This is a genomic window from Cryobacterium sp. MP_3.1 (assembly GCF_035984795.1).
GTDB classification, from domain to species: domain Bacteria; phylum Actinomycetota; class Actinomycetes; order Actinomycetales; family Microbacteriaceae; genus Cryobacterium; species Cryobacterium zongtaii.
This window is the reverse complement of record NZ_JAXCHV010000002.1, coordinates 219,746-245,637: the sequence shown is the minus strand read 5'-3', so window position 1 is coordinate 245,637 and position 25,892 is coordinate 219,746. Positions and strand designations below refer to the sequence as shown.

Here is a 25,892-nt window from a genome sequence, read left to right as displayed (position 1 = left end):
AGAAACTCTCGCGGCGGAGGCCGCCGGCAGCTACAGGACGTCTGAGCTGCCCGAGAGCCGCAGCGCGTCGACGACGGCCTTGACCTTCTGGGCGTTGGCGCTTGTCGTCACCAGCAGGGCGTCGGGGGTGTCCACGACGACGATGTCGTCGACGCCGATCAGAGCGATCATGCGTTTGGTGTGGCTGACGACGATTCCGCTGGAGGAGTCGGCCAGCACCCGGGCGCCCTCACCGAGGATCGCCAGGTCGCGCTTGCGGCCGTTGGCGTGGATCTTGGCGATCGACGCGAAGTCTCCCACGTCGTCCCAGTCGAACTGGCCGGGGATCACGGCCAGTTTGCCCTTCGCGGCGGCGGGCTCGGCCACGGAGTAGTCGATGGCGATCTTCTTGAGCTTGGGCCAGACCTGGTCGACGACGGCGCCGCGGCGCGGGGTGTCCCACGCCTCGGCGAGTTCGAGCAGCCCGGCGAGCAGCTCGGGCTCGCTCGCGCCGATCTCCTCGAGCAGCCTGTCGGCGCGGGCGATGAACATGCCGGCGTTCCAGAGGTACTGTCCGCTGGAGAGGTAGCGCTTGGCGGTGGCCGGGCTGGGCTTCTCCACGAACGAATTGACCGACTGGGCGCTCGGGGCGCCGTCGATGGACAGGGCCGCGCCGGTCTTGATGTAACCGAAACCGATCGCCGGCTCGGTGGGCTGGATGCCGATGGTGACGATCAGGCCGGTGTCGGCGGCGACGATGGCCTCCACGACGGCCTGGCGGAACGCCGCGGGGCCCTTGATGACGTGGTCGGCTGCGAAGGAGCCGATGATCACGCCGGGTTCGCGGCGCTCGAGGATCGCGGCGGCCAGCCCGATCGCGGCCGAGGAGTCCCGCGGTTCGCTCTCCAGGACCACGTTCAGGTCCCCGAGCTCCGGCAGCTGCTCCTCGACGGCGGCCCGGTGCGCCCGCCCGGTGACGACCATGATGCGCTGGTCGCCGGACAGCGGTGCGAGCCGGTCCCAGGTGGCGCGCAGCAGCGTCTGCCCGCTGCCGGTGAGGTCGTGCAGGAACTTGGGCGCGTCGGCGCGGGACAGCGGCCAGAGCCTGGATCCGATCCCGCCGGCAGGGATCACACTGTAGAAGCGGGCGAGGGCATCGCTGGAGTGGGACATTGCGCCAGACTACCGGTCCGTCGGCCCCGTTCATCCAGGGTTCACCGCACAGACGTGCGGGCTGTCTACTGTGGCGGCATGAGGGTTGCCGTCGTCAGCGAAAGCTTCCTCCCCACCATCAGCGGGGTCACCACGAGCGTCTGCAAGGTGCTCGACGAGCTGCGCCGCCAGGGCCACGAGGCCCTGGTGATCGCCCCGTTCGGCGCCCCGCCGAGTTACGCCGGCTTTCCCGTGCACACCGTGCCCGCCCTCTCCTATCGGCAGTTTCCCGTCGGCCTGCCCAATCCGCGGGTGTTGGGGCTGCTGGCCGACTTCGCGCCGGACGTGCTGCACGCGGCGTCACCGTTCCTCCTCGGCGCGCAGGGCATCGCGGCCGCCCGGCGCCTGGGCGTGCCGAGCGTTGCCGTGTTCCAGACGGATGTGGCCGGTTACGCCAGCCGCAACCACCTCGGCCAGGCGACCGGGCTGGCCTGGCGGTTCGTGAAGTGGGTGCACGACGGCGCCGACCTGACCCTCGTGCCGTCCACGGCGTCGATGAGCGACCTCCGCCGCATCGGCGTGCAGCGCCTGGACCGGTGGACCAGGGGCGTGGACCTGGAGAGCTACCACCCCAACACCCGGCACGGCCCGGAGGTGGCGGCGTTGCGCCGGCGACTGGCGCCCAACGGCGAGGTGGTGATCGGGTACGTCGGCCGGATCGCCCCGGAGAAGCAGGTGGAAAGGTTCCGGGCACTCAGCGGCCTACGCGGGATCAGCATCGCCCTGGTCGGCGACGGGCCGTCCACTCCCCTGGTGGCCAAGGCTCTGGCGGGAATGCCGGTGACCTGGCTGGGCCGGCTCGCCGGTGCCGAGCTCGCGGCGGCGTACGCCAGCTTCGACGTGTTCCTGCACGCCGGTACAGAGGAGACCTTCGGACAGACCCTGCAAGAGGCGCACGCCGCGGGACTGCCCGTGGTGGCGCCGCGCGCCGGTGGCCCGATCGATCTCATCGAGCACGGCACCGACGGGTTCCTGTTCACTCCGGACGATGACAGGGACCTGCGCCGACACGTGGCCGCGCTGGTCACCGATGCTCCGCTGCGGCACCGGATGGGCGAGGCGGGCCGGCGGGCCGTGCTCGGCCGCAGCTGGGAAACCGTCTGCGCCACGCTGTTCGGGTTCTACACGCAGGTCATCGATGAAAGCCTCGCCGTGCGTGCGGAAACCCTGGTTCCGGCCGCGCAACGCCGCTGACCGCACTAGCCTTGATGCGGGTACAAAGCCTCTGGTCACCGGCGGCCGCCCACCCGGTTAGGCACCCCTAACCAGACTTATCTCGCCGTCAAGATATAGACTGACGATACGTGTTTGTTCAACGATGACACCTCGTTCAGCAGGGGTCACGACTCAGCCAGGGAGGGTTGGTCATGCCACAGAATTCGGCAGAGGCCCTGACAGCTCAGCGGAAGACGACCTCGCGTCGTCCGGCCGGAACGCTTTACCGCGGCCGTGAGGGCATGTGGTCCTGGGTCCTGCACCGGATCACCGGGGTGGCGATCTTCTTCTTCCTCCTCGTGCACATCCTCGACACCGCCCTCGTGCGGGTCAGCCCCGAGGCGTACAACGCCGTGATCAGCCAGTACCAGACCCCCATCATGGGGCTGGGCGAAGCCGGCCTGGTCGCCGCGATCGTGTTCCACGCCTTCAACGGCCTGCGCATCATCGCCATCGACTTCTGGAACGCGAAGCACCAGCGGGTGCTCTTCTACGTCGTGATCGGGCTCTGGGTGATCACCATGATCGCCTTCCTGCCCCGCCACCTGATCAACGTGTTCAGCCACTAGGAGGCGACCGAAAATGACCTCGACAATCGTCGCCCCCCGCAGCCCATACTCCCGCAGCCCCCGCAAGAACGGCGTGAACTGGGAGAAGTGGGGCTGGATCTACATGCGCGTCTCCGGCGTCGTGCTGATCGTGCTGATCTTCGGCCACCTTTTCGTGAACCTGATGGTGGGCGAGGGCGTCAGCGCGCTGAACTTCGCCTTCGTCGCCGGCAAGCTGTCCAACCCGTTCTGGCAGTGGTGGGACGTGGCGATGCTCTGGCTCGCCCTGATCCACGGCGGCAACGGCATGCGCACCCTCGTGAACGACTACGCCACGACGCGCATCAGCCGCGGCATCCTCAAATCGTCGATCCTCGCCGCCGTGGTCATCCTGATCGTTCTCGGCACGCTCGTGGTGTTCACCTTCGACGCCTGCCCGGCCGGCCAGCCCGCCGACCTTCTGCCCACTTTCTGCCAGGCCGTTTAGGCCCTCGAGGAGCTGCAAAAACTTTCATGACGGATGCACCTGTGACCAACATGCCCGAGTCCACCATCGTCGACGGGGTGCACTACCACCAGTTCGACATCGTGATCATCGGGGCTGGCGGGGCGGGCATGCGAGCCGCCATCGAGGCCGGACCGAACGCATCCACCGCCGTGATCTCCAAGCTCTACCCCACCCGGTCGCACACCGGCGCGGCGCAGGGCGGCATGGCTGCCGCGCTGGCGAACGTGGAGGAAGACAACTGGGAGTGGCACACCTTCGACACCGTCAAGGGCGGCGACTACCTCGTCGACCAGGACGCCGCGGAGATCCTCGCCAGGGAAGCCATCGACGCCGTCATCGACCTCGAGAACATGGGCCTGCCGTTCAACCGCACCCCTGAGGGAAAGATCGACCAGCGCCGCTTCGGCGGTCACACCCGCGACCACGGTAAGAGCCCGGTGCGCCGCGCCTGCTACGCCGCCGACCGCACCGGCCACATGATCCTGCAGACCCTGTACCAGAACTGCGTCAAACGCGGCATCAACTTCTTCAACGAGTTCTACGTGCTCGACCTGATCATGACCAACGTCGACGGCGTCGACCAGCCGTCCGGCGTGGTCGCCTACGACCTGTCCACCGGTGAGCTGCACGTCTTCTCCGGCAAGGCGTTCATCTTCGCCACCGGCGGTTTCGGCAAGATCTACAAGACGACGTCCAACGCGCACACCCTCACCGGCGACGGTGTGGGCATCATCTGGCGCAAGGGCCTGCCGCTGGAGGACATGGAGTTCTTCCAGTTCCACCCGACCGGCCTGGCCGGCCTGGGCATCCTGCTCACCGAGGGTGCCCGCGGTGAGGGCGCGATCCTGCGGAACGCCTCCGGCGAGCGGTTCATGGAGCGCTACGCGCCCACCATCAAGGACCTCGCCCCGCGTGACATCGTGGCCCGCTGCATGGTCAAGGAGGTCGCGGAGGGCCGCGGCGCCGGCCCCAACAAGGACTACGTGTACCTGGACTGCACCCACCTGGGTGCCGAGGTGCTCGAGACCAAGCTGCCCGACATCACCGAGTTCGCCCGCACCTACCTCGGCGTGGACCCCGTCACCGAACCGGTGCCGGTGATGCCCACCGCGCACTACGCCATGGGCGGCATCCCCACCAACGTCAAGGCGGAGGTGCTGCGGGACAACACCACCGTGGTGCCCGGCCTCTACGCCGCCGGCGAATGCGCCTGCGTCTCGGTGCACGGCTCCAACCGGCTCGGCACCAACTCGCTGTTGGACATCAACGTGTTCGGCAAGCGCGCCGGCAACAACGCCGTCGAGTACGTCAAGACCGCCGAGTTCGTGCCGCTGCCCGAGGACCCAGCCAAGTTCGTGCGCGAACTCCTGACCACCATCCGCACCTCCACCGGCACCGAGCGCATCGCCGTGCTCCGTCGGGAGCTGCAGGAGATCATGGACGAGAAGGCGCAGGTGTTCCGCACCGACGAGTCCCTCCGTGAGGTCACCGAGACCATCCACACCCTGCGCGAGCGCTACAAGAACATCGGCGTGCAGGACAAGGGCCGCCGGTTCAACACCGACCTGCTCGAGGCCGTGGAGCTGGGCTTCCTGCTCGACCTGGCCGAGGTCGTCGTGTACTCCGCCCGCAACCGCAAGGAGAGCCGCGGCGGCCACATGCGCGACGACTTCCCCCTGCGCGACGACGTCAATTACCTGCAGCACACCATGGCCTACCTGTCGGGTGACGCCCTGTCCGCGGATGCTGCCGACCATATTTCGCTCGACTGGAAGCCCGTGACCATTACGCGCTACCAGCCGATGGAGAGGAAGTACTAGTGAGCACCCCCACCCTCGAATCGCCCCCCGCGGTTCCCGACGAGATCGCCTCGTTCACGGTCACCCTGTCGGTGCGACGCTTCAACCCCGAAATCGACGAAGACCCGCACTGGGAGAACTACGACGTCGAGATGTACGCGACGGACCGCATCCTGGACGCCCTGCACAAGATCAAGTGGGAACAGGACGGTAGCTTGAGCTTCCGCAGGTCCTGCGCGCACGGCATCTGCGGGTCCGACGCGATGCGGATCAACGGGCGGAACCGTTTGGCCTGCAAGACCCTGATCAAGGACCTCGACATCACCAAGCCGGTGACGGTCGAGGCCATCAAGGGCCTGCCGCTGGAGAAGGACCTGATCGTGGACATGGAGCCGTTCTTCGCGTCCTTCCGCGAGGTGCAGCCGTTCCTGATGGCACAGAACACGCCCAAGGACGGCAAGGAGCGCATCCAGACCGTCGCTCAGCGCGAGCGCTTCGACGACACCACCAAGTGCATCCTCTGTGCCGCGTGCACGTCGAGCTGCCCGGTGTTCTGGACCGACGGACAGTACTTCGGGCCCGCCGCGATCGTGAACGCACACAGATTCATCTTCGACTCCCGCGACGAGAACGCCGCCGTGCGCCTGGACATCCTCAACGACAGGGAAGGCGTCTGGCGTTGCCGCACGACCTTCAACTGCACCGAGGCCTGCCCGCGCGGCATCCAGGTGACCCAGGCCATCGCCGAGGTCAAACAGGCCATCATGCGCGGCAAGCCGTAACTCTTACGGACTCCTAACGAACGGCGGCCTACGGGCCGCCGTCCGTCGTTAACCGCCCTGGGCGGCCGCGCGCGCTGGCTAGGCTGGAGCGATGAAGATCGGCGACATCGTCACGCGCATCATGAACACCCGCCCCGTGCGGGTGTTCACCCATTTCAACCAGAGCCGCGGGCCGGTGCTGGCCGCTGGCATGGCCTACCAGGCGATCTTCGCGATCTTCGCCGCGCTCTGGCTGGTCTTCTCCGTCGCCGGGATCTGGCTGGCCAGCAACCCCGACCTGATGGATCAGTTGTTCGTGATCATCAACCAGTCCGTTCCCGGCCTGATCGGCAAGGAAGGGGTGATTGACCCCAAGTCCCTCGGCGACACCGGCGCGCTCACCTGGAGCAGTGCCATCGCCCTCATCGGCCTGCTCGCGACGACCCTGGGCTGGTTGAGCACCACCTCCCAGGCCGTGCGCGGCATCTTCGGGATGGGCCAGGAGACCACCTTCTTCGTGCTGGTCAAGCTGCGCGAACTCGGCCTCGGACTGGCCTTCGGCCTCGCCCTCGTCGTGTCGGCCGTCATCTCTATCATCAGCACCGAACTGCTCCGCGGGTTCCTCGGCCTGCTCGGCCAGGGCACTGACTCGTTCTGGTTCGTCGCGTCGAGCCAGGCCGTGGCCCTGCTGATCGTGCTGATCATCGACACCATCACCCTCGCCGCCCTGTTCAGGGTGCTCTCCAGGGTGCGCATCCCGCTCCGGAACCTGCTCGTCGGCTCGCTGCTCGGCGCGGTGGTGCTGGGTGTGCTCAAGGTACTCGGCGCCGCCCTGCTCGGCGGCGCGGCCCGAAACCCGCTGCTGGCCGGCTTCGCGGTGATCATCGGTCTGCTGATCTGGTTCAACCTCACCTCCACGGTCACCCTGATCTCCGCGGCCTGGATCGCCGTCGGCATGCAGGACGCCGGCATCCCGCCCTCCACTCTGAGCGCCGACGAGGCCAAGAAGCTGACCGACCAGAAGGAAGCGGAGGCGCTGCGTCTTGCTGCCACCGTGGAGCTGCGGCAGGCCAGGCTGGCGCGGGAGAGCGCATCCTGGTTGCAGCGGCCCGGCAGCAACCGACGGCTGCGAAAGGCCAAGCAGCGGGCCGAGAAATACGGCGTCAGCGAGCCCGCGGAACGGTAACCGCCCCGGCCCGGGTCGGTGGCACTCGGTAGAATCGGCGCATGCCGTCTTCTCCCGCATCCGAAACCACCCGCCCCTTGCGCATCGCCAGCATCAACACCAACGGCATCCGTGCCGCGTTCCGCAAGGGCATGGGCGACTGGCTCGCCACCCGCGACGTCGACATCCTCGCGATCCAGGAGGTGCGCGCCTCGACCGAAGACATCGAGGGTCTGCTCGGCCCGGACTGGAACATCCTGCACGACCCCGCCACCGCCAAGGGCCGCGCCGGCGTGGCCATCGCCAGCCGAAAGACCGCCTCGATCCACCGGGTCGAACTGGGCCACCCCGACTTCGACAGCGCCGGCCGCTGGCTCGAGGCCGACTACGAGGTCAACGGCACCATCGTCACCGTGGTGAGTACCTACGTGCACTCCGGAGAGGTGGACACCCCCAAGCAGGTGGAAAAGTTCACCTTCCTCGACTCCATGCTCACCCGGCTGCCCGAACTGGCCGCGCACAGCGAGAGGGTCGTCGTGCTCGGCGACCTCAATGTTGGGCACCGCAAGTTCGACATCAAGAACTGGAAGGGCAACGTCAAGCGGGCCGGCTTCCTGCCCGAGGAGCGCGCATACTTCGACCGTATTCTCGGCGCCGAGGACGAGGCCGACTACAACAACGGAGCGGGCCTGGGCTGGGTCGACGTGGGCCGCAAGGCAGCCGGCGAGATGGACGGGCCGTTCACCTGGTGGTCCTGGCGCGGCCAGGCGTTCGACAACGACACCGGCTGGCGCATCGACTACCAGCTCGCGACGCCCGCGCTGGCGGCATCCGTCGTCAACTACACCGTCGACCGGGCGGATGCCTACGACCAGCGCTGGTCCGACCACGCCCCCGTGGTCGTCGACTACGCCATCTGATCCTCTTTTTCGCCGCTCGCGCGGCCTCACTTTTGACGAAAGACACCCCCTCATGACCAAGACCCGCCTCTACTCCGGCATGCAGCCCTCCGCAGACTCGCTGCAGATCGGCAACTACATCGGTGCGCTGCTGAACTGGAAGAAGTTGCAGCAGACCCACGACGCGTTCTTCTCGATCGTGGACCTGCACGCCATCACCGTGGCGCAGGACCCGGCCAAGCTGCGGGAGAACACCCGCGCCACGGCCGCGCAGTACATCGCGGCGGGAATCGACCCGTCCGCGTCGACGCTGTACGTGCAGTCGCACGTGGCCGCGCACGCGCAGCTGGCCTGGGCGCTGAACACCCTCACCGGCTTCGGCGAGGCCAGCCGGATGACCCAGTTCAAGGACAAGTCGATCAAGCAGGGCGCCGACGCCACCACGGTGGGCCTGTTCGCCTACCCGGTGCTGATGGCCGCGGACATCCTGCTGTTCCAGACCGAGATCGTGCCGGTGGGTGAGGACCAGCGCCAGCACGTCGAGCTCACCCGCGACCTGGCCGCCCGGTTCAACTCCCGCTTCGGCGACACCTTCACGGTGCCGACGGCCAGCATCATCCGCGACACCGCGAAGATCTACGACCTGCAGAACCCGACCGCGAAGATGTCGAAGTCAGCCGAGTCGCACGCCGGCGTGATCTGGATGCTCGACGAGCCGTCGGTGACGGCCAAGAAAATCATGCGTGCCGTGACCGACGCCGAGGGCGGTGTGGTTTTCGACCGGGAGAACAAGCCCGGGGTGGCCAACCTGCTCACGATCTACTCCGTGATGGCGGAGCGCTCCATCCAGTCGCTCGAGGACGAGTATGCGGGTCGCGGTTACGGCGACTTCAAGAAGGGCCTGGCCGAGGTGGTCACCGAGACCTTCGGAGGGATTCGGGGGCGGGTGCTCGAGCTGCTCGACGACCCGGCCGAACTCGACCGGATCCTCGCCGCCAACGCCGACCGGGCTGCCGCGGTAGCCGATGTCACCCTGGCGACCGCGTTCGACCGGATGGGTTTCCTGGCGCGGCGCTGATGCACCCCGTCGAGCTGTCCTCGCCGTTGCTGCGGCTGGACCAACCGCGCCCGGACGACGCCCAGCGGGTGTTCGAGTACTGCCAGGACCCGGTGATGCCGCAGTATCTGGCCCGCCTGCCCTGGCCGTACCGGCTCGAGGACGCGACGGGTTTCATCACCGGGTACGTGCCGTCGGCCTGGGCGAACGACCAGGAATGCACCTGGGCGGTGCGCGATTCTGCGGCACCGGAGCTTCTCGGCGTGATCAGCCTGAGCGTGCCGGCCGGGGATGCGGCGGCGCGTGCCGGTTCGATCGGATTCTGGGTGGGCGCCGCCCACCGTGGCCGGGGCCTGATGGTGGAGGCCCAACGGTTGGTGCTGGACTGGGGCTTCAGCACCGGCCTCTGCGACAGCGTGCACTGGGAGTGCGTCGCCGGCAATCTCGCGTCGGCCCGGACCGCCCGGAAGGCCGGGTTCCGCTACACCGGACAGGGACCCGCCGGAGTCGCGTACCGCGACGGGACGCATCCGCCGTCGTGGAAGGGTGCGCTTCGCGCCGCCGACGACCGCACACCGCCCGCGGGCTGGCCGGCCGAGGTCGTGGGCGCGTGACGGGCGCCGGGCCCGCTCTGGGCCGCCTGTGGCCGGTGAGACTGCCGTGACAGTGCCCGCCCTGGTGCTGTTCGACCTGGACGACACCCTGTTCGCGCACCGGGCGGCCGTGGCCGACGGCATCCTCGGGCACATCGCCGGGCAGGGCGGCCGGGGCGCGACCGCCGACCCGCACACCGTCGTGGCGCTCTGGAACGCGCTCGATGAGCAGCACTATCACGCCTACCTCGCCGGCGATCTGGACTTCGCCGGGCAGCGGAGCGCCAGGGCCCGCGACTTCGCGGCCGCACACGGCGTGACTCTGACCGACGCGGAGGCCGGTGCCTGGTTCGAGGACTACTTCGTGCACTACCGGGCGCACTGGCGGTTGCACGAGGACGCGCTGCCCTGCCTGGACGAGCTGGCCCGGCGCATCCCCGGGGTGGGCTTCGGCCTGATCACCAACGGGGAGCTCGCCTACCAGAGCGTCAAGCTGGCCGACACGGGCCTGGACGCCCGGGTGGAGCACGTGGTGGCCTCGGCCGAGTTCGGCCTGAGCAAACCCCGGCCGGAGATCTTCCTGCACGCCTGCGCCCTGTTCGGAGCCGCTCCTGACGCTTCCGTGCACGTGGGCGACCGGCTGCGCACCGATGCCATCGGCGCCGCCGCCGCCGGGCTGACCGGCGTGTGGTTGGACAGGGTCGGCACGGCCGGCCCTCCCCCGCCAGAGGACGACCTCGCCGAGGCCCGCCGGCTGGGCGTCATCCGCCTCACCACCCTCGACGCCCTGCCGCAGCTCCTCGCGCCGCGCTAGCCGGGTCGCCGCGATATGCGGGGCAGGCGCCGTTATGCGGGTGGCGCGCCACCCGCATAACGGCGCCGCACCCGCACAGCTCGGAAGAGCGGCGGATGCGGCGGTCGCCTAGAGGACGTCTTCGTCGACCCAGTCGAGGGTCTTGGTGACGGCCTTCTTCCAGTTGCGCAGCAGGCGCTCGCGCTCGGCGTCCTCCATGTCGGGCTCCCAGCGGGCGTCTTCCTGCCAGTTAGCTCGCAGTTCGCCCAGGCCGCTCCAGAAGCCCACGGCCAGGCCGGCCGCGTACGCGGCGCCGAGCGCGGTGGTCTCGGCCACGACCGGGCGCACCACGGGCACGCCGAGGATGTCGGCCTGGAACTGCAGCAGCAGGTTGTTGCCGGTGGCGCCGCCGTCGACCTTGAGCTCGGTCAGCGGCACCCCGGAGTCCGCGTTGACCGCGTCGATGACCTCACGGGTCTGGAACGCGATGGCCTCCAGCGCCGCCCGGGCGATGTGGCCCTTGTTTACGAACCGGGTCAGTCCCACCAGGGCGCCGCGGGCATCCGCGCGCCAGTACGGCGCGAACAGGCCGCTGAACGCCGGCACGAAGTAGGCGCCGCCGTTGTCGTCCACGGTGGCGGCCAGGGTCTCGATCTCGCTCGCCGAATTGATCAGCCCGAGGTTGTCGCGCAGCCACTGGATGAGCGACCCGGTGACGGCTATCGACCCCTCCAGCGCATAGTGCGGTTCGGCGTCGCCGAGCTTGTAGCCCAGGGTGGTGAGCAGGCCGTTCTTGGAGTGGATGATGTCGGTGCCGGTGTTGAAGATCAGGAAGTTACCGGTGCCGTAGGTGTTCTTCGCCTCACCCTGGTCGAAGGCGGCCTGGCCGAACGTGGCGGCCTGCTGGTCACCGAGGATGCCCGCGATGGGCACCTCGCGCAGCAGGCTGTGCTCGTTGACCGTGCCGTAGACCTCGCTGGAGGAGCGGATCTCGGGCATCATCGAGCGCGGAACGCCAAAGGCAGCCAGGATTTCGTCGTCCCATTCGAGGGTCTCGAGGTTCATGAACAGGGTGCGGCTGGCGTTGGTGACGTCGGTGGCGTGCACGCCGCCCTCCAGGCCGCCGGTGAGGTTCCAGAGCACCCAGGAGTCGGTGGTGCCGAACATCAGGTCGCCGCGCTCGGCCTTCTCACGGGCGCCCTCCACGTTCTCCAGGATCCAGACGATCTTGGTGCCGGAGAAGTAGGTCGCCAGCGGCAGGCCCACGGTGGCCTTGAACCTGTCACCGCCACCATCCGCGGCGAGACGGTCGACGATGGGCTGGGTGCGGGTGTCCTGCCAGACGATGGCGTTGTAGACCGGAAGGCCGGTGGTGCGGTCCCAGACCACGGCGGTCTCGCGCTGGTTGGTGATGCCGACGGCCTCGATGTCGTGCCGGGTGAGGTTGGCCTTGGACAGGGCCTGGCCGATGACCTGGCGGGTGTTGCCCCAGATCTCCATCGGGTCGTGCTCGACCCAGCCGGCGCGGGGAAAGATCTGTTCGTGCTCGAGCTGGCCGGTGGAGATGATCGAGCCGGCGTGGTCGAAGATGATGGCGCGGGTGCTCGTGGTGCCCTGGTCGATGGCGAAGATGTACTTGTCACTCATGTCGGAACTCCTGTGTCGGGACGTGGTTGGAATGGGATGAGGGATGGAAAGGGTCTGGCGGGATGCCGGAGGATCAGGTGAGGATGGGCAGCAGCACCAGCGAGGCCCAGCCGGCGAGCACTCCGCCGATGACCGGGCCGGCCACGGGAACCCAGGAGTAGGCCCAGTCGGAGCCGCGCTTGCCCGGGATCGGCAGCAGCGCGTGTGCGATGCGGGGGCCGAGGTCACGGGCCGGGTTGATGGCGTAGCCGGTCGGCCCGCCCAGCGAGGTGCCGATCACAATCACCAGGAACGCCACCGGCAGGGCACCGAGCGCCGCCATGCCACCGTTTTCGCCCTGGCGTCCGTCACTGAAGCCGATGATCACCAGCACCAGCACGAAGGTGCCGATGATCTCGGTGACCAGGTTCCAGCCATACGAACGGATGGCCGGCCCGGTGGCGAACACGCCGAGCTTGTTCGCCGGGTCGGGCTCCTGATCGAAGTGCTGCTTGTACGCCAACCAGACCACGACAGCGCCGAGCACCGCACCGAGCATCTGGGCGGCGATGTACACGAGCACCGACAGCACGTTCACCGGCACACCGGAGCCGAACTCGGTCGCGCCAGAGGCCACCAGGCCCAGCGTCACCGCCGGGTTCAGGTGCGCGCCGGAGTTGTACGAGACGATCACACCGGCGAAGACCGCGAAGCCCCACCCCAGGGTGACCATGAGAAAGCCGGCACCGAAGCCCTTCGTCTTCGTGAGGGCGACGTTGGCGACGACGCCACAGCCGAGGAGCACCAGGAGGGCCGTGCCCACCAGCTCCGAGAGGAATACCACACTGAGATTGTCCACATTGACCTTTCGTGTTCTCAGCGCACGCGGAAGGTTCCGCGCACACCGTCGTGCAGCAAGCGGTGAGGAGCGGAGAAGTCCTCCGCAACTCACCTCGAAAAACTAGAGAGCGTTCACCGCGTCCGTGGCGGCCAGGTCGACCCCGTGCACCTCACGCAGCTCCCGGCTGGCCTGGGCCACCTCGTCGGCGCTGGTGGCGGCATCCCAGCCCAGCACGGGTGCGAGCACCCCGGCCAGCTCGTCGAGCAGCGCCACGGTGAGCCCGCCGACGAAGGCCAAGCTGGTGCGGCGCAGCAGCAGGTCGATCAGGTGGGTGACCGACTCCTCGCGCGCCAGGTACTCGATCTCCCGGCGGGTGTAGAGCGGATTGTGCGAGAGCGGCGCATCCGGGGCTTCGGTCAGGAAGTCGATGATCGCGCCGGCCCGGGTGCCGTACCGGGTGAGCAGGGCCTGGGCGCGGGGGCGGCCGACCTCGTCGCCGTTGGCGGCGAGCCAGACGGTGTGAGCGGCCGGGGTGGCCGGGTAACCCTTGCCGCCGCCGATGGCGAGGCCCTCGGTGGACACCGTGCGCGGAACGCCGAGCAGGGTGAGGATGTCGCCGCTGAGGTGTTCGGCCAGGGCGCGGAAGGTGGTCCACTTGCCGCCGACCAGGCTGAGCAGGGTGCCGGGGCGCGCTCCCAACGGGCTGGACTCGATGCGGTAGTCCCGCGACACGAAGCCGGGCGCCTCGTCGTCGTGCCGGGGCAGCGGACGCACCCCGGAGAACCTGAACACGATGTGCGAGCGGTCCACCACGATGTCGGGGAAGACGTGCTTGACCAGGTCGAAGAAGTAGTCGATCTCGTCTTCGGTGGTGCGGATCGGCTGGCTCATGTCGTGCTCGAGGTCGGTGGTGCCGATGAGCACCCGGCCGGCGAGCGGGTAGATCAGCACGATGCGGCCGTCGTTGTTCTCGAAGAAGATCTCCCCGCCGCCGGTCGCGGCGAGCAGTTCGGGGTGGTCGAGCACGATGTGCGAGCCCTTGGTGCCGCCCATGTAGGTGCTGGCCTGGCCGAGCGCCGAGTTGGTCAGGTCGGTCCACGGGCCGGAGGTGTTCACGACAACGTCAGCGGCGAAGCTGAATTCCTCGCCGGTGACGGTGTTGCGCAGGCGCACGCCGTCGGCATCCATGCCCACAGCTTCGATGTAGTTGGCGGCGCGGGCGTGCGCGCCGGTGTCGAGACCGTCGCGGAGCACGTCAAGGGCGAGGCGTTCCGGGTCGTGCATCGACGCGTCGTAGTAGGTGGCGGTGTACTTGAGGCCGGGGTTCAGGCGCGGCAGGCGTTCGAGCGACTTCTTGCGGCCGTGGAACTCGTGCTTGGGCACCGAGCCGCCGTCGCGGGAGAAGGAGTCATAGAGCACCAGGCCGACCTTGATCAGCAGCGCGCCGCGCTCCTGCGCCTTGCCCTGCTTGTGGGTGAGGAAGCGCAGCGGCGCGGCGAGCACCCCGGACAGGGCGGAGAACATCGGCACCGTGGTCTTCAGCGGCTTGACGTAATGCGGGGCGATCTTGAGCAGCCCGTTGCGCTCGGTGACCGACTCCTTCACGAGCCTGAATTCGCCGTTCTCCAGGTAACGGATGCCGCCGTGGATCATGTGCGAGGACGCCGCGGAGGCGCCGGACACGAAGTCCCCCTTGTCGACGATGGTGACGTCGACGCCCTGCAGCGCCAGGTCGCGGAACGTGGCGATGCCGTTGATGCCGGCCCCGATGATGAGGACCTTCGCCGACGGACGCGCGGCCAGTGCGGATCGGGCGGAATCAGCGGGCGAGGAAACGGGGATGGACTGCACTGTTCACTACCTTTGTTCGTTCTTCGGCCGATGGATGACCCTGTGCTGTTCGGCTGAATTGGTGCGGACGGCCCAGCCGGGTTTGCGCGGGGGCCCTCCATATGGATTAATCAAGCTTGAGTAGATCAATCACATCCGGTCAAGCCGGGTGAACAAACGTGCAAGGAGGGGCTGTGAGCCTCGTCGACGAGTCAGCGCAGTCCGATCGGGTGCGGGATGCCCTCACGGCCGCGCACCTGTATTACATGCAGGACCTGACCATGGATGCCATCGCCCACGAGCTGCACACCTCCCGCTCCTCGGTGTCCCGCCTGCTCAGTCACGCCCGCGCGACCGGCCTCGTCGACATCCAGATCCGCTCCCCGCTGGACGCACCGAGCCGCCTCGAACTGCTCATCCAGGAGCGCTTCCACATCACCGCGCACGTCGTTCCGGTGCCCGATCACGCCACGGATGTGGACAGATTGGAGCGGGTGGCCCTCTCGGTTGCACGGATTCTCGGTCAGTTCTTCGACTCGAACATGGTGATGGGCATCGCCTGGGGGTCCACGATGAACGCCATCAGCCGTCACGTGACACCCAAGCAGACCCACGGGTCGCAGATCATCCAGCTCAACGGCGCCGGCAATATGCGCACCACCGGCCTCAGCTACGCCAGCGAGATCCTCGGCCGGTTCGGCTACGCGTTCGGCGCACACGTCCACCAATTCCCGGTGCCGGCGTTCTTCGACAACCCGGCCACCAAGCAGGCCCTCTGGCGCGAACGCAGCGTGAGCCGGCTGCTCGAGATGCAGTCCCGGATGGACGTGGCCCTGTTCGGCCTCGGCTCGCCGTTCTCCGAGGTACCCAGCCACGTCTACGCCGGCGGCTACCTCGAGGAGGCGGACTACGCCTCGCTCAGCCGCTCGGAGGTAGTGGGCGATGTGGCCACCATCTTCTACCGGGCCGACGGGTCCACCGACGGCATCCAGCTGAACGCCCGAGGCACCGGCCCGGACTTCACGGTACTCAGGCAGACCCCACGACGGCTCTGCGTCGTGTCGGGAACGGCCAAGCTTGCCAGCCTCCGCGGCGCGTTGAAAGCCGACCTGATCACCGATTTGTTCGTGGACGAGAGCACCGCCCGGGCCCTGGTCGCCAACGCCTGACCCAGCGGCGGAGGTCGCCGGGTTACGCCGGGAATACGCCGGACCGGTACGCGTTGAGATATAACTGACAGTAGATACGTGCTCCGGGGTCGGTGAGAATCCGAACCGGCGGTGAAAGTCCGCGAGCTGGAACCTGCTTTTCGGGTTCCGGTTGAGCTGGTGAAACTCCAGCACCGACGGTTAAAGTCCGGATGGGAGGCGCACGAGTCGATGGTTCGTTGTGGACCGTCGACGGTTTTCGCGTACGCGAAATCCCCTCCCGGAGCGCCCAAACGACGGGACAGGGAATGCACCAGCAGCACACGCTCGAGCGCACGATGCGCCGAGCCCTGCAGCTGGCCGGCAACGGCCCGGCCGAGGGGGTCAACCCCCGGGTCGGCTGCGTGATCCTCAGCCCGGCCGGCGAGATCATCGCCGAGGGCTGGCACCGCGGCGCAGGCACCTGCCACGCCGAGGTGGATGCACTCGCCCGGCTCGACCCGGCCGATGCCCGCGGCGCCACCGCCGTGGTCACCCTCGAACCCTGCAACCACACCGGTCGCACCGGGCCGTGCGCACTGGCCCTCATCGACGCCGGCATCGGCCGGGTGGTCTACGCCGTCGCCGACCCCGGACCGCACTCGTCGGGCGGCGGCGACCGGCTGCGCGCGGCCGGCATCGACGTGACCGGCGGCCTGCTCGCCGACGAGGTGGCGGCCTTCCTGGCCGACTGGCTGGTCTCTGCGCGCCTGGGCCGCCCGTTCGTGACCGTGAAGTGGGCGTCGAGCCTGGATGGCCGCGCCGCCGCCGCCGACGGCACCAGCCAGTGGATCACCGGCCCGGCCGCCCGGCGGGACGTGCACGAGCGCCGCGCCCGCGCGGACGCGATCCTGGTGGGCACCGGCACCGCCCTGGCCGACGACCCGTCGCTTACCGCCCGCGCCGCCGACGGCACCCTGCTGCCGCATCAGCCGCGGCCCGTGGTGGTGGGGCGCCGCCCGGTGCCGGCCGACGCCGCCGTGCACCGGCACCCGCTCACCCCGTGGTTCCTGGCCGGGCACGACGTCGCCGCGCTGCTGGCCGAGCTGCACGAGCGCGGCATCCGCCGGGTCTTCGTGGAGGGCGGCCCCGCCCTGGCCAGCGCCTTCGTACGGGCCGGCCTGGTCGACGAGTACCTCGTCTACCTGGCGCCCACCCTGCTCGGCGGCGACAGGCTGGCCCTGGGCGACATCGGCGTCACCGGCATCGACGCCCAGCGCCGGCTGCGGATCGGAGAGCTGCAGCACCTCGGCGAGGACCTGCTGCTGGTCGCCCGGCCGGCCGACACCGATGCCACTACCGCCGAGACCAGCCCCACCGACCAGACCACCCGGGCCGCCGCGGCACACCCCGGCACACGCCCCGACACACAGACGAGCTGAAGGACCACCATGTTCACCGGAATCATTGAGGAGCTCGGCACCGTCGAGCGCATCGAGCGAACGAAGGATGCTGCCCGCCTCACCATCCGCGGCCCGCTCGCGGTCGACGGCGCCGGGCACGGCGACTCCATCTCGGTGAGCGGTGTCTGCCTCACCGTGGTGGAGCAGACCGATTCGACCTTCACCGCCGACGTGATGGCGCAGACCCTGTCGATGTCCACCCTCGCCGGCGTCACCGCGGGCACCCCGGTGAACCTCGAACGCGCCGCTCTGGTGGGCGGCCGGCTCGGCGGCCACATTGTGCAGGGCCACATCGACGGCACCGGCACGGTGCTGGCCGTCGTGCCCGGCGATGCCTGGCGGGTCGTGCGGTTCAGCCTCGATCCGGCGTTGGCGCCGCTGGTGGTGGACAAGGGCTCCATCGCCATCGACGGGGTCTCCCTCACGGTGAGCAGCATCTCCGCCGCCGCCCAGCCCGACCAGTGGTTCGAGGTGTCGCTGATCCCCGAGACCCTCGCCGCCACCACTCTGGGCGGCCTGACGGTGGGCGACAGGGTCAACCTGGAGACCGACATCCTCGCCCGGCACGTGCAACGGATGCTCGCCCTCGCGGCGAGCGCCGCAGCCCCCTCGACCGAAACATCCGCACCATCCGCAGTTCTAAGGAGCACCCCATGAGCCTCGCCGACATCCCCACCGCACTGGCGGCACTCCGGCTCGGCAAGCCCGTCATCGTCGCCGACGACGAGGGCCGCGAGAACGAGGGCGACGTGATCATCTCCGCCCAACTGGCCACCCAGGAGTGGATCGCCTGGACCGTGCGGCACTCGAGCGGCTTCATCTGCGCGCCGATGACCAACGACATCGCCGACACCCTCGACCTGCCCGTCATGGTGCTCAACAACGAGGACCCGCGCGGCACCAACTACACCGTCACCGTCGACGCTGCCGACCGGTTGAGCACCGGCATCAGCGCGGCCGACCGGGCGCACACCCTGCGGGTGCTCGCCGAACCCAGCTCGACGCCGGCCAGCCTGAACCGGCCCGGCCACATCCTGCCGTTGCGGGCCATGGACGGCGGAGTGCGGGAACGCGACGGCCACACCGAAGCCGCGGTCGACCTGATGAAGCTGGCCGGGCTCACTCCCGTCGCCGGGATCGCCGAGATCGTCGCAGAAGACGGCGAGATGATGCGCCTGCCCGGACTGCTCCTCCTCGGGGAGCGGGAGGGCTTGCCGGTGATCACCATCGCCGACCTCATCGCGCACCTGCAGGAGTTCCACTGCGACGACGACCTCGCCTCGGTCAGCCCGATCCGCGAATCGCCGCGGGTGGACTTCGAGGTGGAGACCACGGTGCCCACCGAACACGGCTCGTTCCAGATTCGCGCGTACCGCGACCGGATGACCGGGGCCGACCATGTCGCCATCGTCTCGGGCAGCCCGCAGGACGGAGCCCTCGTGCGGGTGCACTCCGAATGCCTCACCGGCGAGGCCTTCGGCTCGCTCAAATGCGAGTGCGGGCCGCAGCTGCAGGCCGCGCTGGACACCATCGAACGCGAGGGCGGCGTGGTGGTGTACCTCCGCGGCCAGGAGGGTCGCGGCATCGGCCTGATCAACAAGCTGCGCGCATACAAGCTGCAGGAGGACGGCCTGGACACCCTCGACGCGAACCTCGCGCTGGGCCTGCCGGCCGATTCCCGCGACTACGGCGCGGCCACCGCCATCCTCGACGAACTGGGCCTGGGCTCGGTGCGGCTGCTCACCAACAACCCGGAGAAGGTGCGCCAGCTGCAGGCCTACGGCGTGACAGTCACCGAACGGGTGCCGCTGGTCGTGGGCGTTGGCAGCCACAACGAGGACTACCTCGCCGCCAAGCGTGACCGGATGGGTCACGAAATCTCAGCACACCAGATCGTGAAAGGACTCGCACTATGAGTGGAGCAGGATCCCCCGCCATCGACGTCGACGGCACCGGACTGGAGGTGGTGATCGTCGCCGGCCGCTGGCACGACGTGATCACCGACGGTCTCATCGCCGGAGCCACCCGGGTGCTCGAGGCATCCGGGGCGACGTTCTCGCTCGTGCGGGTGCCCGGCAGCTTCGAGCTGCCCGTGGCGAGCAAGGTGGCGCTGGAGAACGGCGCCGACGCTGTGGTGGCACTGGGGGTCATCATCCGCGGCGGCACCCCGCACTTCGAGTACGTGTCGGCGGCGGCAACGGACGGCCTCACCCGGGTGGCGCTGGACACCGGCAAGCCGGTGGGCTTCGGCGTGCTCACCCTCGACGACGAGCAGCAGGGCCTGGACCGGGCCGGACTGCCCGGCTCGAAGGAGGACAAGGGCGAGGAGGCCGCCACCGCGGCGCTGGCCACGGCCCTGGTGCTCAAGGCCCTCCGCGAGCGTTAGGCCCTAGCGGGATTCGAGGAGCGCGGTGACCCGTTCGAGCAGGTCGTTGGCGCGGAACGGCTTGATCAGGTAGCCATCCGCGCCCGTCGCCAGGGCCAGCGCGATGTCGCTGTCCTGCGACTTGGCGGTGAGCAACAGGATGCGCGGCTGGGTCACCGCGGTGTCGGCCCGCACCTGCGCGCACACCTCGATGCCCGTGAGCTTGGGCATCATCCAGTCCAGCACGATCAGGTCGGGCGAGCCGGCGCGGGCGGCCGCGAGGCCCTCCTCACCGTCGCCAGCCTCGGACACCTCGTGCCCGGCCCGGCGCAGTTTGTGGCCGATCAGGGCCCTGACGTCTTCGTCGTCCTCGACGATCAAAATGCGTGACATACGGCGTGTCCCCTGGTTCGGCGGTCTATCTTCAGCGCGTGTCACCCGCACTGGGCACACGACACACTAAGTTGACAATATCCAATCGCGCCGCGGTCGGCTTCACGGGGAAGGCACCACGCGAGTGAACAATCTTGTCGTGTCGCTGTGGGCCGCGCCGCGCCGCTGGCGTTACGCGGCCATCCTCGTGCTTCTGTTGGTGGCCTATGGCCTCGGCAGGGCCTCCCTCGCGGCGCCGCCCTCGCCGACCGGTGTCGCCCAGTGGTGGCCCGCCGCGGCCGCCGCCGTGCTCGCGATGTGTGTGGCCAGGGGCCGGGAACGCGCCGTGGTGGCGATACTGGTCACCGTGGTCACCGTGGCCGCGAACCTCGGCGGCGGCCGTCCCCTGCCGGTTGCCCTCGGCTTCGGTCTTGCCAACGCCCTCGAGGCCTGGGTGTTCAGCGCCATCGTCGCTCGCCGCGACGAACCGGCCCGCCTGGACACCGTGCGGGACGTGCTGCGGTTCACCATCGCCGTTCTGTGTGGCGCCGTCGCGATCGGGCTCGTCGCCGCGAGCACGGTGACGCTGTTCGAGGGCGCCTCGTTCGGCCAGGTGCTGCTTGCCGCCATCCCCTCGCACGCGTTCGCCGTTTTTGTGCTCGTCCCTCTTGCCCTGGTGCGCCGTAGCCAGGCGCGGGCGGAGCGTCGCCTGGAGTTGCTCATCCAGGTGGGCGCCATGATGCTGGTGCTCGGAGTGGTGTACGGGCCGGGCCGGTCACTGCCGATCTCCTTCCTCATCCTGCCGCTACTCACCTGGGCGGCCTTCAGGTTCGGGATCCGGATCGTGGCCTGGGAAGTCTGCGGCACGGCAATGGTCGCGTCGGGGCTCACCTCGCTCGGGATCGGCTACTTCAGCGCCGCGCAGAGCGGCGCCACCGGCACGAGCGGACCGTACGTGCAAATCTTCCTGGTCACCTTCGCGAGTTCGATGCTGTTGCTGGCCGCCGAGCTGGCCCAGCGCGACGACGTCCTCAGCCGGGAACGGGAGGTGGTGCAGGCCCTGCGCGAGCTCAACCGGCAGAAGGATGACTTCGTCTCGTCGGTCAGCCACGAGCTGCGCACCCCGATCACGAGCATCCTGGGCTTTGCCGAGGAGCTCGAGGACACCACTCTCGACGCCGATCAGGCCCGCTTCACCCGGGTGATCGTGCGCAACTCGCATCGGTTGGCGCAACTGGTGGAGGACCTGTTGGACCTCTCCAAAATGAGCACCCACACCGACACCGGCCAGGACGAGGCCGTTGACCTGGCGGCACTGGTGGCCGAATGTGTCGAGGAGCAGGCCCCGCAGGCGCACGCCGCCGGGGTGAGCCTGACCGCCGAGTTCGGCGCCGGACCGTTCGATGTGCGCAGTTCGGCGTCCGACCTGCGTCGGGTGCTCACGAACCTGGTCTCGAACGCCGTCAAGTTCACTCCTCCGCACGGGCAGGTCTGGGTCGGCTGCACGACCGACACCGACGGCATGTTGCTCACCGTCAGCGACAACGGGGTGGGCATCCCGCCGCAGGACATCGAGCGGGTCTTCGACAGGTTTTTCAGATCGGCGAGCGCCGAGTTGCTGGCGGGCACCGGGCTCGGGCTCCCCCTCACCAAGGGACTCGTCGACAGGCTCGGCGGTACCATCGACCTGCAGTCGGACGGCCACACCGGCACCCACGTCACCGTGGCCCTCCCCCGCGTCTCGCCGCTCCGGTCGGGCACCACGACCGGAACGGATTCGCCCAGCACGACCACCCGAATGTAGGGTGAATCAGGCCGCCACAAGCGGCCGCCGTCTTTCTGAGCGTCAACCCGTCCGCCCCAGACGACTGACCGCCGTCTCGCGCCCAGACTCAGCCACGCCATTTCCTTCATTCGGAGCGCCCACACTCATGTCAGCATCCACCGCGGCGGCCACATCCGTCGCCCCCGCGCCCACGAATCCTCGCAGCCGCGTCATCCTGGCCAGCCTCATCGGCACCACCATCGAGTTCTACGACTTCTACGTCTACGCCACCGCCGCTGTGCTGGTCTTCCCGCACCTGTTCTTCCCGTCCGGCAACGAGACCGCCGCCCTGCTCGCCTCCTTCGCGGTGTTCGGCGCCGCCATGGTGGCCCGGCCGCTCGGCGCCCTGTTCTTCGGCCACTTCGGCGACAAGAAAGGCCGCAAGGCCACCCTGGTCGGAGCGCTGCTCACGATGGGGATCGCCACGTTCCTGATCGGGCTGCTGCCCACCTACGCCATGGTCGGCTGGCTCGCCCCGGCGATGCTGGTGATCCTGCGCCTCGCCCAGGGCTTCGCCCTCGGCGGCGAGTGGAGCGGCGCGGCCCTGGTGGCCACCGAGAACGCCCCCAAGGGCAAGCGCGCCTGGTACGGCACCTTCCCGCAGGTCGGCGCCCCGCTCGGCTTCATCATCGCGAACGGCCTGTTCCTGCTCATCGCGCTGCTGCTCCCCTCCGACGACCCGACCCGGCCGTCGGATGCGTTCCTCGAGTGGGCATGGCGGGTGCCGTTCCTGTTCAGCGCCGTCATGGTGATCGTGGGCCTCTGGGTGCGTCTGCGCCTGGTGGAGAGCGACGCGTTCACCAAGATCGTCACCACCAAGAAGGTCGCCAAGCTGCCGCTCGCCGCGGTGTTCAAGTCCAACTGGCGTGAACTCATCCTGGGCACCTTCATCATGCTGGCCACCTACGTGCTGTTCTACCTGATGACCACGTTCAGCCTCAGCTACGGCCGTGCCGCCACGGATGCGCCGGTGGCGGGCCTCGGCTACAGCTACACCACGTTCGTGCTGATGATGATCGGCGGCGTCGTGTTCTTCGGCATCTTCACCCTCGCCTCCGGGCCGTGGGCGGACAGGTTCGGCCGCCGCCGCACGCTGCTCTGGGTGACCGCGGGAATCGTCGTGTTCGGGTTCCTGTTCGTGCCACTGCTGGGCGCCGGGTTCCTCGGCGTGATGATCTTCCTGATCCTCGGCTTCACCCTGATGGGCATGACGTTCGGCCCGATGGGCGCGCTGCTGCCCGAGCTGTTCCCCACCCACGTGCGCTACACGGGCTCCGCGTTCGCGTACAACATGAGCTCGATCCTCGGTGCGGCCGTGGCCCCGTTCATCGCCGTGTGGCTGTGGACCCTCGGCGAGGGCAGCCCGTTCTGGGTGGGCATCTACCTTTCGGTGATGGGCCTGATCACCCTGGTGGCGCTCTACCTCAGCCGCGAGACCCGCGACCTCGACCTCGAGCGCTGACCCGCGCGGCTCGACCCACGCTCGCGCTAGAGCTCGCGAAAGCGGTCATGTGGCTGTCTCAGTTCGCTGAGGTAGCCACATGGCCGCTTTCGCGCAATCGGATGTCAATTTGAGTTGACACGAATGGGATCTGTCAATTACGGTTGACACATGTTGGCTGACACGGGACGAACACTGGTGGGCGACGCCGGCTCAGGCGACCCGATCGAGACACTGCGGGCAATCAAGCGGATGCGCGGCGAACTCGACCGCGCCGAGGCCCTGGCCGTGCGGCGGGCACGCAACGCCAATGCGCCCTGGCAGCTGATCGCCCTGGCCCTCGAGGTCTCCCGGCAGGCCGTACACAAGAAGTACGGCCGTGGCTAGCCTGCACCCGGCGAGGCCCGCATCCGCGCGGGCGCCGGTTAAGCTCGACTGGTGAGTACGACACCCCCCGGCACCAGCACCCCCGCGTCCGACACCCCCGCACCCAGGACACGTTCCCGGATGGGCCGCCGCGGCGCCCCGACCGAAGGGCCGCGGGCCTCCTTCAGCCAGTTGCTGCCCTACCTGTCCGAACACCGGGCCGTGCTCAGCGTGGTCGTGGTGCTCAGCGTGCTCGGCGCCGCCGCGAGCCTGGCCCAGCCGCTGCTGGTGAGCCAGGTGATCACCCTCGTCGAGGCCGGCGACCCGCTGGACAACATCGTCACGGGGCTCGTCGCGCTCGTCGTGGTCTCCGCCCTGATCAGCGGATACCAGCACTACCTTCTGCAGCGCACCGGCGAGGGCGTGGTGCTCTCCAGCCGCCGCCGCCTGATCGGGCGGATGCTGAACCTGCCGATCAGCCAGTTCGACGCCCGCCGCACCGGCGACCTGGTCTCCAGGGTCAGCTCTGACACCACCCTGCTCCGCGCCGTGCTCACCCAGGGCGCCGTGGAGGCCATCGGCGGGTCGCTCACCTTCATCGGCGCCATCATCGCGATGCTCATCATCGACCCGGTGCTGCTGGGCCTGACGGTGCTCGTGATCGCCGTGTCAGTGGTTACCGTGGTGCTGCTGTCCCGGCGCATCCGCACCGCCAGCCTGGCCGCCCAGACCAAGGTCGGCGACCTGGCCGCCAGCGTTGAACGGGCCATCAGCGCCGTACGCACGGTGCGCGCCGCCAACGCCACCGCCCGCGAGATCGCGGTGGTCGAAAAGGACGCCGAGGGTGCCTGGCAGATGGGCATCAAGGTCGCCAAGGTCTCGGCCCTGGTCGTGCCGATCGCTGGCATCGCGCTGCAGGTGTCGCTGCTCGTGGTGCTCGGCGTCGGGGGCTTCCGGGTGGCGGACGGCAGCATCACCATCGCCGACCTGGTGTCCTTCATCCTGTTCCTGTTCATGATGATCATGCCGCTGGGCCAGTTCTTCGGCGCGATCACCTCGGTCAACTCGGCGCTCGGCGCCCTCGGCCGCATCCAGGAGATCATCGACCTGCCCAGCGAAGACCAGTTCGACCGCGACATCGCGCCGCTGGCCATCGTGGTGGGTGCCGCGAACGCCAAGGTCAACCCGGAGGCGCCGGCGATCTCGTTCGAGGACGTGCGCTTCCACTACGCCCCCACCGTGCTCGCCACGACGGATGCCGCCACCGGCGAGCAGCTGGCTGCCGTGCGCCCCGGCCCGGTCGCCCAGGCGGTCCTCGCCGCCGAGGACGGCAGCACCCCCGACGCCACCACCGAGTTCACCGGCCCCGACACGACGGCCCCTGCTGTCGGCCCGGCCACCCCGACACCGGTGCTGCGCGGCGTCTCGTTCAGTGCCCCCCGCGGTCTGCGCACCGCTCTGGTGGGCCCGTCCGGTGCCGGCAAGAGCACCATCCTCGCGCTGATCGAGCGGTTCTACGACGCCGACTCCGGCGTGGTGCGGCTCGGCGGCCTCGATATCCGCAGCCTGGACCGCACCGACCTGCGCGGTCAGATCGGCTACGTGGAGCAGGACGCCCCCGTGCTGGCCGGCTCGCTGCGCGACAACCTCACCCTCGCCACGCCGGACGCCACCGACGAGCAGTGCGTGGCCGTGCTGCACGCCGTGAACCTCGGCGAGGTGCTCGACCGCGACCCGGCCGGCCTCGGTGCCGCGGTCGGCGAAGACGGCGTCAAACTCTCCGGCGGCGAACGCCAGCGCCTCGCCATCGCCCGGGCGCTGCTCGCCGCCCCGCCGATCCTGCTGCTGGACGAGTCCACCTCGAGCCTGGACGGCATGAACGAACAGCTGATGCGCGAGGCCATCGACGCCGTGGCGGTGGACCGCACCCTGATCGTGATCGCGCACCGGCTCTCCACCGTGGTCGACTCTGACCAGATCGTGGTCCTGGACCACGGCGAGGTCGTCGGCACCGGGACCCACTCCGAGCTGGTGCTCTCCACCCCGCTGTACCGCGACCTGGCCAAGCACCAGCTGCTGGTCTAACAGCACTCGCGAGGTCTTCCGC

24 protein-coding genes and 1 riboswitch are annotated in these 25,892 nt (G+C 68.9%); of the genes, 19 read left to right on the top strand and 5 right to left on the bottom strand.

The features are described 5' to 3' along the window. Nucleotides 1-30: 30 nt before the first annotated feature. On the bottom strand, nucleotides 31-1,152 hold the full coding sequence (locus tag RCH12_RS02695; RefSeq protein WP_088455245.1) for a mannose-1-phosphate guanylyltransferase: 1,122 nt from the start codon (nucleotides 1,150-1,152) through the stop codon (nucleotides 31-33). Between the two features lie 78 nt (nucleotides 1,153-1,230). On the opposite strand from RCH12_RS02695, the gene RCH12_RS02690 reads away from it, so the two are divergent. From RCH12_RS02690 to RCH12_RS02645, 10 genes are all read left to right on the top strand, one after another. After that, nucleotides 1,231-2,385, top strand: coding sequence for a glycosyltransferase family 4 protein (locus RCH12_RS02690; RefSeq protein ID WP_088455244.1), 1,155 nt, complete (start codon nucleotides 1,231-1,233; stop codon nucleotides 2,383-2,385). 173 nt (nucleotides 2,386-2,558) lie between these two features. Next, nucleotides 2,559-2,975 carry a succinate dehydrogenase, cytochrome b556 subunit gene (sdhC, locus tag RCH12_RS02685; RefSeq protein WP_088455243.1) on the top strand — a complete coding sequence of 139 codons (417 nt, stop codon included), beginning with the start codon at nucleotides 2,559-2,561 and terminating at the stop codon, nucleotides 2,973-2,975. Nucleotides 2,976-2,988: 13 nt separating this feature from the next. Beyond that, nucleotides 2,989-3,441, top strand: coding sequence for a succinate dehydrogenase hydrophobic membrane anchor subunit (locus tag RCH12_RS02680; protein ID WP_088455242.1), 453 nt, complete (start codon nucleotides 2,989-2,991; stop codon nucleotides 3,439-3,441). A gap of 26 nt (nucleotides 3,442-3,467) precedes the next feature. Further along, nucleotides 3,468-5,282, top strand: a complete 1,815-nt coding sequence (sdhA, locus tag RCH12_RS02675) for a succinate dehydrogenase flavoprotein subunit (protein ID WP_240632369.1) — start codon at nucleotides 3,468-3,470, stop codon at nucleotides 5,280-5,282. Next, complete coding sequence (locus RCH12_RS02670; RefSeq protein ID WP_088455241.1) at nucleotides 5,282-6,043, top strand: succinate dehydrogenase iron-sulfur subunit; 762 nt, start codon at nucleotides 5,282-5,284, stop codon at nucleotides 6,041-6,043. The genes sdhA and RCH12_RS02670 overlap by 1 nt, the downstream gene beginning before the upstream one ends. Nucleotides 6,044-6,134: 91 nt before the next feature. After that, nucleotides 6,135-7,208: a YihY/virulence factor BrkB family protein gene (locus RCH12_RS02665; RefSeq protein ID WP_088455240.1), complete on the top strand. Its 1,074-nt coding sequence runs from the start codon at nucleotides 6,135-6,137 to the stop codon at nucleotides 7,206-7,208. 41 nt (nucleotides 7,209-7,249) lie between these two features. Next, nucleotides 7,250-8,107: an exodeoxyribonuclease III gene (locus RCH12_RS02660; RefSeq protein ID WP_088455239.1), complete on the top strand. Its 858-nt coding sequence runs from the start codon at nucleotides 7,250-7,252 to the stop codon at nucleotides 8,105-8,107. A gap of 52 nt (nucleotides 8,108-8,159) precedes the next feature. After that, on the top strand, nucleotides 8,160-9,164 hold the full coding sequence (trpS, locus tag RCH12_RS02655; protein WP_088455238.1) for a tryptophan--tRNA ligase: 1,005 nt from the start codon (nucleotides 8,160-8,162) through the stop codon (nucleotides 9,162-9,164). Continuing rightward, a complete protein-coding gene (locus RCH12_RS02650) occupies nucleotides 9,164-9,757 on the top strand; it encodes a GNAT family N-acetyltransferase (protein WP_088455237.1) in 594 nt (197 codons plus the stop codon). The genes trpS and RCH12_RS02650 overlap by 1 nt, the downstream gene beginning before the upstream one ends. Nucleotides 9,758-9,803: 46 nt before the next feature. Beyond that, nucleotides 9,804-10,550, top strand: coding sequence for an HAD family hydrolase (locus RCH12_RS02645; protein WP_327015972.1), 747 nt, complete (start codon nucleotides 9,804-9,806; stop codon nucleotides 10,548-10,550). A gap of 108 nt (nucleotides 10,551-10,658) precedes the next feature. Here RCH12_RS02645 and glpK read toward each other — a convergent pair whose 3' ends face one another. The 3 genes from glpK to RCH12_RS02630 all read right to left on the bottom strand — a co-directional run bounded on the left by glpK (nucleotide 10,659) and on the right by RCH12_RS02630 (nucleotide 14,838). After that, nucleotides 10,659-12,176, bottom strand: coding sequence for a glycerol kinase GlpK (gene glpK, locus RCH12_RS02640; RefSeq protein WP_088455236.1), 1,518 nt, complete (start codon nucleotides 12,174-12,176; stop codon nucleotides 10,659-10,661). 73 nt (nucleotides 12,177-12,249) lie between these two features. After that, a complete protein-coding gene (locus RCH12_RS02635) occupies nucleotides 12,250-12,999 on the bottom strand; it encodes an MIP/aquaporin family protein (protein ID WP_240632368.1) in 750 nt (249 codons plus the stop codon). A gap of 117 nt (nucleotides 13,000-13,116) precedes the next feature. Beyond that, a complete protein-coding gene (locus tag RCH12_RS02630) occupies nucleotides 13,117-14,838 on the bottom strand; it encodes a glycerol-3-phosphate dehydrogenase/oxidase (protein ID WP_327016010.1) in 1,722 nt (573 codons plus the stop codon). Nucleotides 14,839-15,092: 254 nt separating this feature from the next. On the opposite strand from RCH12_RS02630, the gene RCH12_RS02625 reads away from it, so the two are divergent. The 5 genes from RCH12_RS02625 to ribH all read left to right on the top strand — a co-directional run bounded on the left by RCH12_RS02625 (nucleotide 15,093) and on the right by ribH (nucleotide 19,802). Continuing rightward, nucleotides 15,093-15,995, top strand: a complete 903-nt coding sequence (locus RCH12_RS02625; RefSeq protein ID WP_088457859.1) for a sugar-binding transcriptional regulator — start codon at nucleotides 15,093-15,095, stop codon at nucleotides 15,993-15,995. A gap of 75 nt (nucleotides 15,996-16,070) precedes the next feature. Then, a riboswitch (FMN riboswitch) is annotated at nucleotides 16,071-16,202 on the top strand. 80 nt (nucleotides 16,203-16,282) lie between these two features. Continuing rightward, entirely contained in the window at nucleotides 16,283-17,395 is a 1,113-nt protein-coding gene (gene ribD, locus RCH12_RS02620; RefSeq protein WP_241983714.1) for a bifunctional diaminohydroxyphosphoribosylaminopyrimidine deaminase/5-amino-6-(5-phosphoribosylamino)uracil reductase RibD, read from the top strand. Nucleotides 17,396-17,404: 9 nt separating this feature from the next. Beyond that, the gene (locus tag RCH12_RS02615) at nucleotides 17,405-18,073 is read left to right on the top strand and encodes a riboflavin synthase (RefSeq protein WP_134409451.1); all 669 of its coding nucleotides are present in this window, start codon (nucleotides 17,405-17,407) and stop codon (nucleotides 18,071-18,073) included. Further along, nucleotides 18,070-19,332: a GTP cyclohydrolase II gene (ribA, locus tag RCH12_RS02610; protein ID WP_327015971.1), complete on the top strand. Its 1,263-nt coding sequence runs from the start codon at nucleotides 18,070-18,072 to the stop codon at nucleotides 19,330-19,332. The genes RCH12_RS02615 and ribA overlap by 4 nt, the downstream gene beginning before the upstream one ends. Next, the gene (ribH, locus tag RCH12_RS02605; protein WP_088455232.1) at nucleotides 19,329-19,802 is read left to right on the top strand and encodes a 6,7-dimethyl-8-ribityllumazine synthase; all 474 of its coding nucleotides are present in this window, start codon (nucleotides 19,329-19,331) and stop codon (nucleotides 19,800-19,802) included. Before ribA ends, ribH begins: the two co-directional genes overlap by 4 nt. Before the next feature lie 3 nt (nucleotides 19,803-19,805). Here ribH and RCH12_RS02600 read toward each other — a convergent pair whose 3' ends face one another. After that, nucleotides 19,806-20,174: a response regulator transcription factor gene (locus RCH12_RS02600; protein WP_327015970.1), complete on the bottom strand. Its 369-nt coding sequence runs from the start codon at nucleotides 20,172-20,174 to the stop codon at nucleotides 19,806-19,808. 124 nt (nucleotides 20,175-20,298) lie between these two features. Between RCH12_RS02600 and RCH12_RS02595 the strand changes: the two genes are divergently transcribed. The 4 genes from RCH12_RS02595 to RCH12_RS02580 all read left to right on the top strand — a co-directional run bounded on the left by RCH12_RS02595 (nucleotide 20,299) and on the right by RCH12_RS02580 (nucleotide 25,870). Then, complete coding sequence (locus RCH12_RS02595; RefSeq protein ID WP_134498784.1) at nucleotides 20,299-21,957, top strand: sensor histidine kinase; 1,659 nt, start codon at nucleotides 20,299-20,301, stop codon at nucleotides 21,955-21,957. 127 nt (nucleotides 21,958-22,084) lie between these two features. Next, nucleotides 22,085-23,440 carry an MFS transporter gene (locus RCH12_RS02590; protein ID WP_088455229.1) on the top strand — a complete coding sequence of 452 codons (1,356 nt, stop codon included), beginning with the start codon at nucleotides 22,085-22,087 and terminating at the stop codon, nucleotides 23,438-23,440. 150 nt (nucleotides 23,441-23,590) lie between these two features. After that, nucleotides 23,591-23,806, top strand: coding sequence for a hypothetical protein (locus RCH12_RS02585; RefSeq protein ID WP_327015969.1), 216 nt, complete (start codon nucleotides 23,591-23,593; stop codon nucleotides 23,804-23,806). A gap of 120 nt (nucleotides 23,807-23,926) precedes the next feature. Further along, entirely contained in the window at nucleotides 23,927-25,870 is a 1,944-nt protein-coding gene (locus tag RCH12_RS02580) for an ABC transporter ATP-binding protein (RefSeq protein ID WP_088455227.1), read from the top strand. The last annotated feature ends 22 nt before the right edge of the window (nucleotides 25,871-25,892 follow it).